A 10,698-nucleotide genomic window follows, 5' to 3' on the forward strand; every position below is an offset into this window, starting at 1 on the left:
ACAGGCAGGTATTCTAACCAACTGAACTACCAGACCAGCGCTTAATTGCGGTTGCAAATATAGGACGCTTTTTCAATTATACAAACGTTTTAGTAAAAAAAATTTAAATATTTTTTATGTTTTTACCCAAACTTTTGTTTTTCAACAAGATATGTGGTTAATATTTTTTCAAAACCATCATCAATTGAAACAGGAATGTACTGAATTTGATATTGCATGCATGTATTTGCTATTGTTTTGTTGTAAGCAACAATCTTTTTTTCGTATTCTTCTTTAATATTTTCCGCAAAAAGGTTGATTTCTTCTCCAGTTTCTACATCAATAAATTTTCTTGGCTTGTTATCGTATTCAAAATCTACCTCTGTTTTCTTATCATATACATGAAATAAGACCACTTTATGTTTATTATGCTTTAAATGCTGTAGGGCTTTAAATATTTTTTCTTCATCTTCTTTTTGAAACATATCAGAAAACAATATAATCATAGACCTGCGATGAATATTCTCTGCGATCTGATGTAAGAATGTAACCGTATCAGTTTGCTTTTGCTCTGGCTTACTTAGTAAAATTTCCTCCAGCTTGCTTAAAATCATTCTATGATGGCGATCACTACCTTTTTCGGACGCATAGTATTCGTAATTATCGGAATAAACACTGATTCCGACTGCGTCTCGTTGTTTTTTTAGCAAATTCATTAAGACAGCCGAAGCCAAAACTGAAAAACCTATCTTGTTTTTGTAAAATAAGTCGTTTTCCGCCAACTTTGGGTAATGCATGGAAGAAGAGTTGTCCAGAATTAAATGACAGCGCAAATTAGTTTCTTCTTCGTAACGTTTTGTATAAAGTCGATCTGTTTTTGCAAAAAGCTTCCAATCGATATGTCTTGTGCTTTCTCCTGGATTATAAATTTTGTGTTCGGCAAATTCTGCAGAAAATCCATGAAAAGGTGATTTGTGCATTCCGGAAATAAAGCCTTCTACAATTTGATTGGCTAATAGTTCTAAATGCTCAAAACTGGATATTTTTTGGATTTGTGATTCTATCTTCATGTCTCAAAGATAAATAAAGTTTTTTGGATTCTAAATTTTCGGAAAGTATATTAACAAACTAATGATAACTCTTATAGCCCTGATGGGAATGGCATCCTTTTTTTGCAAAAAAAGATAGAATGGATAGCAGGAATTGCATAGGCAAACACAAAATGACCTTTTGCTTCTGAAATATTAAAATAAATTCATGAAATTCTGAAACAAGTTCAGAATAAAAAAAGGCTCAACTTTCGCTGAACCTTTTTTTCTTTTTCAATTTATATTATAGTAACGCATCAATTGCATCAGTATATGTTTTCTTTGGAGCAACTCCAACTTGACGACCTACTACTTCTCCGTTTTGGAAAATTAACACGGTTGGAATGTTACGAACTCCATATTTTGCTGCAAATTCTTGGTTTGCATCTACGTCAACTTTACCAACTACTGCTTTTCCTTCATATTCTGAAGAAACTTCATCGATAACTGGCCCAACCATTCTACATGGTCCACACCAAGCTGCCCAAAAATCCACTACTACTGGTTTATCTGATTTCAAAACTACTTCATCAAAAGTAGCATCTGTTATTGCTAATGCCATTTGTTTTTATTTTAAATGTTGTTATTAATTAGTTTTTGAGTTGTTTCGAACTGTATTACAAAGTTAGAAATAATTATACCAACTTTATAGGTTTAGTATAAATTTTACTTATAGTTTTATTTATAAATTCTTTAAAACCGCTAATAAAAGTTCTCCCTTTAAACGTGTTGCATAATTTGGATTAATGTACATGAATTCAATTTCTTGCTTATCATTTAAAACATAAACCGAAGGAACTGGTAAAAAACCTGGATTTCTTCCTTCAGAATATTTATCTAATTTTGGCTTGTCTTTTTTGAATGCAACTCCGATTGCTTGAGCAAATTTTCCTTCGCTATCTGAATATAACGCATAATTTAATTTGTCTTTTGATTCTGTTTCTTTAAGAAATTTTGGCGAGTCTGGACTTATAGCCACAATTTGATACCCTAGTTCCAAAACATCACTTTCAATTTCTTGCATGTCTGCTAATTGATTATTACAATATGGACACCAACCACCACGATAAATAATTAAAACAGTCTTTTTATTTAGAATTTTGTCTGATTCTATTTTCTTTCCATCAATGTTTACTACTTCTATATTTGGAATTTTTTCTCCAATTAATAACGGACTTACATCTTCTGGGTTTTCTGCAATTTGTGCTTGTGAACTGAAGGCTAAACTAAAGAGTACTATTGCCAATGCTTTTTTCATAACTCGCTTATATTTAAATTTATTAATGCAAAGATAGTACCGAATAATTTTTAGGATTGTTTGGTAGCTAACATTAATTCAACTTAAAGTTGATTTGCATTGCTTCTAATTCATGCAATAACTCATTAGAAATTTGAATTTTTAACTTTCTACTAGGCATACTTAGTTTTGTTACGACTATAATTTCTTCTTCAATAGTGGTTTCTATAACTGTTGCAGCTTCATCTTCATCTGTTCCTTCGGTAAGTAGTAGTTCTTCTTCAATTTCATTATCTGATGGCTCAAAGGCTTGAATTTCTGAAACTACTTCTTTTTTAATTTTTTCAAGTTCCATCACTTCAATCGTGACTTGATTATCTCCTTGTGATCTGGAAAACAAATCAAATAAAGACTGAATCATTTTTTCTTGAAGTTCAACAATACTGAATTGTAATATTAGTTTTTTAGCATAAGTGGTTAAAACATCTTGCAACATTTTGACTTCTAAAAACTGTAATCTTGGATCTCCTTTTTTTCCTTCTTGATTAGTCCAACCTTCTTTGACGTTAAAACGAATGAAAGTAAAATTATTTTGAATTAAGAAATGCCTAAATTTTAAATATTCTTCTCCGAAAATTCTAAAATCAAAACTTTCATCATATCCTTCTAAAGAGAACATTCCCCAGCCTTTACCGTTTTTTGCCACTCTATGCTCAACTTTTGTTATGATTCCTCCAATACTTATATTTTTACCAACTTGAGTATTTAGATCATTAAGTTCTTGTAATTTAGTAGGACAAAAATATTTCATTTCATATTTGTAGTCGTCAAGAGGATGACCTGAAATATAAATTCCAACAACTTCTTTTTCTTTGGCTAATTTCTCCATAGTATTCCATTCTTCACAAGGTGGAACAACTGGTTCTGCTATTTGCACTTCTGAAGCATCTCCAAACAAACTTACCTGGGAGGAATTTTCATTTTCTTGGAATTTAGCTCCATATTTTATGGCTTTTTCTAGGAATGTAATTCCGTCTCCTTCATCAAGAAAATATTGAGCCCTATGCGTATCTTCGAAACAATCAAATCCACCCGCTAAGGCTAAACTTTCAAATGCTTTTTTATTAGCTGCTCTTAAATCAATCTTCTTAGCAACATCAAAAATAGATTTGTAAGGAGCATCTTTTCTGTTTTGAACAATTGTATCAACAGCATTGGCTCCAACTCCTTTTACGGCACCAATTCCAAAACGAACCGCATAGTTTTCATTTACTGTGAATTTATAATAAGATTCATTGACATCTGGACCTAGAACTTCTAATCCCATTCGCTTACATTCTTCCATGAAAAAGGAAACTTGTTTGATATCATTCATGTTATTAGAAAGCACAGCTGCCATATATTCTGCAGGGTAATGTGCTTTTAAATAAGCCGTTTGATAAGCAATCCAAGCATAACATGTTGAATGCGATTTATTAAACGCATAACTTGCAAAAGCTTCCCAGTCTTTCCATATTTTTTCAAGAATTACTGGATCATGACCTTTTGCAGAAGCTTGTTCCACAAATTTAGGTTTCATTTTATCCAAGACCTCTTTTTGCTTTTTACCCATAGCCTTACGTAAGACATCGGCTTCACCTTTAGTAAAATCGGCTAGCGATTGAGACAAAAGCATTACCTGCTCTTGATAAACTGTAATTCCGTAGGTTTCTCCTAAATATTCTTCACAGGCATCTAAATCGTATTTAATTTCTTCTTCCCCATTTTTTCTTCTTACGAAAGAAGGAATATATTCCAATGGTCCAGGACGATAAAGCGCATTCATGGCAATTAAATCTCCAAAAACTGTTGGCTTTAAATCCTTCATGTATTTTTGCATTCCAGGAGATTCGTATTGGAAAATACCAACTGTTTCTCCTCTTTGGAATAACTCATATGTTTTTTCATCATCTATTGGAAATTCATCTGGATCTAATTGAATTCCAGTTCGATATTTAACAAGCTTAACTGTATCTTTAATTAAAGTTAATGTCTTTAATCCTAAGAAGTCCATTTTTAACAATCCAGCACTTTCCGCAACCGAGTTGTCAAATTGAGTAACATATAAATCGGAATCTTTTGCAGTTGTAACTGGAACGAAATTAGTAATATCTGAAGGTGTAATGATAACTCCACAAGCATGAATACCTGTATTTCGCATAGAACCTTCAAGGATTTTTGCTTGCTGAATCGTTTCTCCTGCTAAATCACCATCATTAGCAATTGCTATTAATTCTTTTACTTTGTCAAATTCGTCTGAACGCAAAGCTTTTTTGACATCATCTTCTTTTTCAGAAATAAATCGGGCTAAATTCCATTTTGAAGGCATCATCCCTGGAATTAATTTAGCAATTCTATCGGCCTCAAAAAGCGGTAAATCTAGTACACGAGCTGTATCTCTAATGGCTGATTTAGTTGCCATTTTGCCATAAGTAATAATTTGTGCTACTTGATTTTTTCCGTATTTATTAATTACATAATCCATTACTCTACTTCTACCTTCGTCATCAAAATCAATGTCTATATCGGGCATAGACACACGATCAGGATTTAAGAAACGCTCAAAAAGTAAATCGTATTTAATTGGATCTATATTTGTAATTCCTAAACAATAAGCTACTGCTGAGCCTGCTGCTGAACCACGTCCTGGACCAACAGAAACATCCATTTTTCTTGCTTCTGCAATGAAATCTTGGACAATTAAGAAATAACCAGGATAACCAGAGTTTGAAATTGTTACTAATTCAAAATCTAATCGTTCTTGAATTTCTGGTGAAATTTCGCCATATCGTTTTTTAGCCCCTTCAATAGTTAGATGACGCAAATAAGCATTTTCACCCCGTACTCCATTATCGTTAACATCTTCTGGGTTTATAAATTCTTCAGGGATATCATATTTTGGAAGCAATACATCTCTATAAAGGGAGTAAATCTCGACTTTATCTACAATTTCTTGGATGTTTATAATTGCATCGGGTAAATCTGAAAACAACTTTTTCATTTCTTCTTGAGACTTGAAATAGTATTCTTGATTTGGCAATCCGTAACGATATCCACGACCACGACCAATTGGAGTTGCCTGTTTTTCTCCATCTTTTACACACAATAAAATATCGTGAGCATTAGCATCTTCTTTATTTATGTAATAAGTATTGTTTGTGGCAATTAACTTGACATTGTGCTTTTGTGCGAATTCAATCAAGGTTTTGTTGACACGATTTTCATCTTCTTGATTGTGTCGCATGATTTCTAAATAAAAATCATCTCCGAATTGTTCTTTCCACCAAACTAAAGCTTCTTCAGCTTGATTTTCACCAATATTTAGAATTTTACTTGGAATTTCGCCGTATAAATTCCCAGACAAAACCATGATGTCTTCTTTATATTGCTCGACAACTTTTTTATCTATTCTTGGCACATAATAAAATCCATTTACATAAGCTATAGAAGACATTTTAGCTAAATTATGATACCCTTTTTTATTCTTTGCTAATAAAACTACTTGATAACCATTATCTTTTTTTGTCTTATCTAAATGATTTTCACAAATATTAAATTCACAACCGACAATCGGCTTAACTTCAGTATCTGTTGGCTCTTCTCCTGCTTCAATTGAAGCTTCAATTGCGGCTTTAGCCACTTTATTGTGATTCATAACAGCACTCACAAAATGAAAAGCTCCCATCATGTTACCCGTATCTGTTATGGCAACAGCTGGCATTTTATTTAAGGCAGTTGCTGCAACTAAGCCTGGAACACCAATAGTAGACTGTAAGACTGAAAATTGCGAATGATTATGTAAATGAGCATATTTTGCTTCATTTAAATCACTTTTATCCGTTTCTGAAACAGTTGCTTGTGTATTTTCTTGTTCAATTTTTTGAAGTCGCTTTCTAATATCTTCAGAAGCTTTCTTTAAATTGATATGTTTTAATCCAATTAACTGAATCTCTCCTAAGTTATGTTCCTTAAACCTATGAAAATAATCAGGGCCTACATCTAATTGCTCTTTTGCAAAAACCTCTCGCTTTATTAATTCTAAAAAACAACGTGTTGTTGCTTCTACATCAGCAGTTGCATTGTGAGCTTCTGCAAAAGGTTGGTTGAATAAATATTGATGTAATTCTGTTAATGTAGGTAATTTGAACCTTCCTCCTCTTCCTCCTGGCAACTTGATTAATTCAGCTGTAACTTCTGTACAAGTATCTAAAACTGGCATTTTGGACATGTCTGAACCAACATTCATTCGATGAAATTCGCAACCCATAATATTTACATCAAAACCTAAATTTTGACCCACAATATATTTAGTTTTAGAAAGTGCAATATTGAATTTTTCTAATACTTCAATTAATGGAATTCCTTGTTGTTCTGCTAATTCTGTTGAGATCCCATGAATTCGTTCTGCATCATAAGGAATATTAAAGCCATCGGGTTTTACTAAATAATCTTCATGTTCGATTAAATTTCCCATTTCGTCGTGTAACTGCCAAGCAATTTGTATACATCTTGGCCAGTTGTCAGTATCCGTAATTGGAGCTGACCAACTTCTTGGTAATCCGGTAGTTTCGGTATCGAAAATTAAATACATCTGATAGAAGATTTTTGAATTGTGTTGATAGATTTTAGATTTAAATCTACTTTTCAAAAATACTATTTCAGAATTTAGAAATCAATTTTAGTTATTAACAAAAATAAAAAAACCACGCTAGTCGCGTGGTTTTTTCTATAAATTATTCTTGTAAATTATTTTACAGGAACACTATAAATCACACCATTTGTATATCCTGCTTCAATTCCATTTGCATTAACAGCTCTAAATTTAAAAGTTCCAGATAATTTTCCGGTTACAGCTGGACTTTCAGTTATTTTTAACTCGCCACTTCCAACATCAACACCAGTTTCATATGAATCTGTAACTCCATCAATTGTTACATCATAGGTAGCTACGTTAGCCGTATTTAGACCAAAAGTTCTTGTTCCTACATTAGCAGAAGAAACTTCAAAAGTTACTATTTCAAACTGAGAATATGCTTCAACAGTCATTGAACCATCAGGATTTAAGATAACTCTAGCATCATTTGCTCTCCAGTTTTCTCCATTTTTAATTCCTTGAAAAGAAGGATCGTTAAAAGACACATCATCTGTACATGAAACAAATGAAATTAATATCGCTAAAACTAAAATTATTTTCTTCATTTTGCTATTTTTTAGTAGGTATTGAAACATATTAACGACAAATGTAAAATTTTGTATTAAAAAAACGAACAAAAAGTAATAATTTTTAAAATATAAATTTAGTTCTCTAAAAGTTTTATATATTTGCACCCTTAATTAACAGAGGTCGAGAACCTCAAAATTTAATCACAAGATTATGTCTGTAAAAATTAGATTACAAAGACACGGTAAAAAAGGGAAACCTTTTTACTGGATCGTAGCAGCTGATGCTAGATCAAAAAGAGATGGTAAATTCTTAGAGAAAATCGGAACTTACAATCCAACTGCAAACCCTGCAATCATTGATTTGAATGTAGATGCAGCTGTTCAATGGTTACACAATGGTGCACAACCAACTGACACTGCTAAAGCAATTTTATCTTACAAAGGAGCTTTATTGAAACACCATTTAGATGGAGGAGTTCGTAAAGGTGCTTTAACTCAAGATCAAGCAGATGCAAAATTTACTGCTTGGTTAGACGAAAAAGACGGAACTGTAAGTGCTAAAAAAGACGGATTATCAAAAGCGAAAGAAGATGCAAAAGCGAAAGCTTTTAAATTAGAACAAGAAGCTAATGAGAAACGTGCTAAAGCTGCTGCTGAAGCTGCTCAACCGGCAGAAGAAGTAGTTGAAGAAGAAACTGAAGAAGTTGAAGCTACAACTGAGGAAACTCCTGCTGCAGAAGAAAACAACGAAGAAACACAAGCTTAATTTACTGCGATAATGCAAAAAGAACAATGTTTCTATCTTGGCAAAATCGCTAAAAAATTCAGTTTTAAAGGTGAAGTTTTAATCTATTTAGATACAGACGAACCTTATTTGTATGAAAATTTGGAATCAGTTTTTGTGGAATTACACAAAAACTTGGTTCCATTTTTTATTTTAAAATCTGGCATTCATAAAAACAACTTCTTACGCGTTCGTTTTGAAGATGTAGAATCTGAAGAAGATGCTGATGCAATTATGAATTGTGAAGTATATTTACCTATGTCATTTTTACCTAAATTAGAAGGTGATAAATTTTATTATCACGAAATTACTGATTTTCTAGTTGAAGACGTTCGTTTAGGGAAAATTGGAAACATCAAAAGGGTAAACGATAGTAATCACCAACCTTTATTAGAAATAATGAATGGTGAAGTAGAAATTTTAGTTCCTCTAATTGATGACTTTATTCTTGAAGTTGATAGAAAGAATAAGATTTTTAAAATGGATATTCCTGAAGGACTTGTTGAGATGTATCTTTAAAAGTATTCAGTGTTCAGTTTTTAGTAGGCAGTTTAAAACTTCAACAATCAAAAATCGTTAATCTACAATCTTAAATCATAGTGTTTAAATTCAAACAATTTAACGTAGAACAAGACAAATGTGCCATGAAAGTGGGAACAGATAGCGTTTTGCTTGGTGCTTGGTGTCCGATTGATAATAATCCTAATTCTGTTTTAGATATTGGTGCTGGAACTGGTATTTTATCTTTGATGTTAGCTCAACGAACTAATGCTGAACAAATTGACTCAGTAGAAATAGATGAAGACGCTTATGAACAATGTGTATCAAATTATGAAAATTCTCCTTGGAGTGATAGATTATTTTGTTTTCATGCTGAATTAGATGAAATAGTAGAAGATCCAGAAGATGAATATGATATTATTATTTCCAATCCTCCTTTTTATGCTGAAGATTTTAAAACTGACAATACTCAAAGAGATTTAGCGCGTTTTCAAGACGCAATGCCTTTTGAAGATTTGGTTGAAGCAGCTGATTTATTATTGTCAGAAAACGGAATTTTTGTAGTTATTATTCCTTTTAAAGAAGAAGAACGCTTTCTGAATTTATGTGCTGAAGTTGAACTTTATCCTGTAAAAGCAACTCACGTTAGAGGTTCTCACAAAACACCAATAGTTAGAAGTTTATTAGCTTTTAAACGTTATGAATTATCCGTTTTAGTGGCTGATGAATTGGTTGTTGAAATCAATCGTCATGAATATACGAATGATTATATTAATTTGACTAAAGATTTTTATTTGAAGATGTAGCCTTTTATTAGTGAAAACTTTAGCAATAAAAGCGTAAATAGTTTATGAAATCGAATCCACAAATTACATTTTATCCTTTTTTTTAAATAAATCTTATTTATAAAAACAGAAAAGAGAGATTCTAAAATAGAAACTCTCTCGTCTTGAGGTTAAGTAAAAGGACAGATAAAAATCTTATTAAATTTTATTTATTATTTATGTCAGAATTATTAATACAAGCATCAATTAAATATGAGCAATTATCATAATTAAAAGATTCACTTTTTACAACGTTTAGTGATGTAAGTTCAGCTTTTGGTTTGCCTTGGTTTTTTTCAAAGTTATCATATCCAGTAGCGCTAATTAATTTCATATATTGATCATAATCAGAACTTTGCAAAAAAGCAAGATTTGATTCTTCTAACTTATTTAATCCTTTAGATTCCCTATAATCATTTATTATCTTTGTGGTCAATAAATCACTATATCCATTTGGCTGAATAGATTCAAAAATTCCTTTTTCTAAACTAGAGCAAGAATTTGTTCCTAAAAATATTGACAATAAAAATGCAAATATTAAAAATTTAGCTTGATGTCTTTTCATAGTAAATAGAATTACTTGGGTTAATCTTTACCAAACGTATTAATAATATCGTTTAAATGCAAATATAATCGATTAAAAGCACATTTTATTTTTTTGAAATTAAAAATCAATGGCTTAATGATCAAAAAATCACTACAAAAAAAAATTTTCACACACTCTTATTCCCTGATTATAAACTGAATAAAAACTTCTTCTTCAAGATTCCTTTAGATTTAAAAAATAAAAATAAATAAATACAAAACACTTATTATCAATTGCTTATTAAAAAATAATAATTTCAATAATATTTATTTCACTAAGAAACAACTCATTAAGTTATGTTTTTTTAACGGTCATTTTTTTTTATAAAAACTATAAATGTTGTTTTATAACATTCATTTGTAAATTTGTTAAATTTTTTTATGTGAATTTTAAAAGGCCTAATAACTGATTGTTACGATAAAAAACTTGTAAAAATACATTCTAAAAGAAAAACGAATTAGCTATTAAAATCAATCGTCATTAATATACTGATGCTA

9 protein-coding genes are annotated in these 10,698 nt (G+C 31.1%); 3 read left to right on the top strand and 6 right to left on the bottom strand.

The features are described from left to right. Nucleotides 1-122: 122 nt before the first annotated feature. The 5 genes from AACZ53_RS11235 to AACZ53_RS11255 form a co-directional block, all read right to left on the bottom strand. Nucleotides 123-1,049, bottom strand: a complete 927-nt coding sequence (locus AACZ53_RS11235) for a DUF58 domain-containing protein (RefSeq protein ID WP_339838395.1) — start codon at nt 1,047-1,049, stop codon at nt 123-125. 262 nt (nt 1,050-1,311) lie between these two features. Continuing rightward, entirely contained in the window at nt 1,312-1,629 is a 318-nt protein-coding gene (gene trxA, locus AACZ53_RS11240) for a thioredoxin (RefSeq protein ID WP_026717477.1), read from the bottom strand. A 120-nt stretch (nt 1,630-1,749) separates the two neighbouring features. Then, nucleotides 1,750-2,325, bottom strand: a complete 576-nt coding sequence (locus AACZ53_RS11245) for a peroxiredoxin-like family protein (RefSeq protein ID WP_339838399.1) — start codon at nt 2,323-2,325, stop codon at nt 1,750-1,752. A 73-nt stretch (nt 2,326-2,398) separates the two neighbouring features. Then, complete coding sequence (dnaE, locus tag AACZ53_RS11250) at nt 2,399-6,934, bottom strand: DNA polymerase III subunit alpha (protein WP_339838402.1); 4,536 nt, start codon at nt 6,932-6,934, stop codon at nt 2,399-2,401. Between the two features lie 155 nt (nt 6,935-7,089). Next, nucleotides 7,090-7,542 (bottom strand): DUF6252 family protein, encoded by a 453-nt coding sequence (locus AACZ53_RS11255; protein WP_339838405.1) that lies wholly within the window; start codon nt 7,540-7,542, stop codon nt 7,090-7,092. 175 nt (nt 7,543-7,717) lie between these two features. Here AACZ53_RS11255 and AACZ53_RS11260 point away from each other — a divergent pair, with 175 nt between their 5' ends. The 3 genes from AACZ53_RS11260 (at nt 7,718) to AACZ53_RS11270 (ending at nt 9,597) form a co-directional block, all read left to right on the top strand. Further along, entirely contained in the window at nt 7,718-8,272 is a 555-nt protein-coding gene (locus AACZ53_RS11260; RefSeq protein WP_339838407.1) for a 30S ribosomal protein S16, read from the top strand. 12 nt (nt 8,273-8,284) lie between these two features. Next, a complete protein-coding gene (gene rimM / locus AACZ53_RS11265) occupies nt 8,285-8,809 on the top strand; it encodes a ribosome maturation factor RimM (protein ID WP_026717481.1) in 525 nt (174 codons plus the stop codon). An 80-nt stretch (nt 8,810-8,889) separates the two neighbouring features. Then, nucleotides 8,890-9,597, top strand: a complete 708-nt coding sequence (locus AACZ53_RS11270) for a methyltransferase (RefSeq protein ID WP_339838411.1) — start codon at nt 8,890-8,892, stop codon at nt 9,595-9,597. Nucleotides 9,598-9,781: 184 nt separating this feature from the next. On the opposite strand, the gene AACZ53_RS11275 is transcribed toward AACZ53_RS11270, so the two are convergent. Next, nucleotides 9,782-10,180, bottom strand: a complete 399-nt coding sequence (locus AACZ53_RS11275; RefSeq protein ID WP_339838412.1) for a hypothetical protein — start codon at nt 10,178-10,180, stop codon at nt 9,782-9,784. Nucleotides 10,181-10,698 lie beyond the last annotated feature (518 nt).

Source organism: uncultured Flavobacterium sp. (assembly GCF_963975005.1).
Classification (GTDB): domain Bacteria; phylum Bacteroidota; class Bacteroidia; order Flavobacteriales; family Flavobacteriaceae; genus Flavobacterium.

Coding starts and splice junctions, on each gene's coding strand:
- AACZ53_RS11235 (WP_339838395.1), bottom strand. CDS start 1,049: ATGAAGATAGAATCACAAATCCAAAAAATATCCAGTTTTGAGCATTTA.
- trxA (WP_026717477.1), bottom strand. CDS start 1,629: ATGGCATTAGCAATAACAGATGCTACTTTTGATGAAGTAGTTTTGAAA.
- AACZ53_RS11245 (WP_339838399.1), bottom strand. CDS start 2,325: ATGAAAAAAGCATTGGCAATAGTACTCTTTAGTTTAGCCTTCAGTTCA.
- dnaE (WP_339838402.1), bottom strand. CDS start 6,934: ATGTATTTAATTTTCGATACCGAAACTACCGGATTACCAAGAAGTTGG.
- AACZ53_RS11255 (WP_339838405.1), bottom strand. CDS start 7,542: ATGAAGAAAATAATTTTAGTTTTAGCGATATTAATTTCATTTGTTTCA.
- AACZ53_RS11260 (WP_339838407.1), top strand. CDS start 7,718: ATGTCTGTAAAAATTAGATTACAAAGACACGGTAAAAAAGGGAAACCT.
- rimM (WP_026717481.1), top strand. CDS start 8,285: ATGCAAAAAGAACAATGTTTCTATCTTGGCAAAATCGCTAAAAAATTC.
- AACZ53_RS11275 (WP_339838412.1), bottom strand. CDS start 10,180: ATGAAAAGACATCAAGCTAAATTTTTAATATTTGCATTTTTATTGTCA.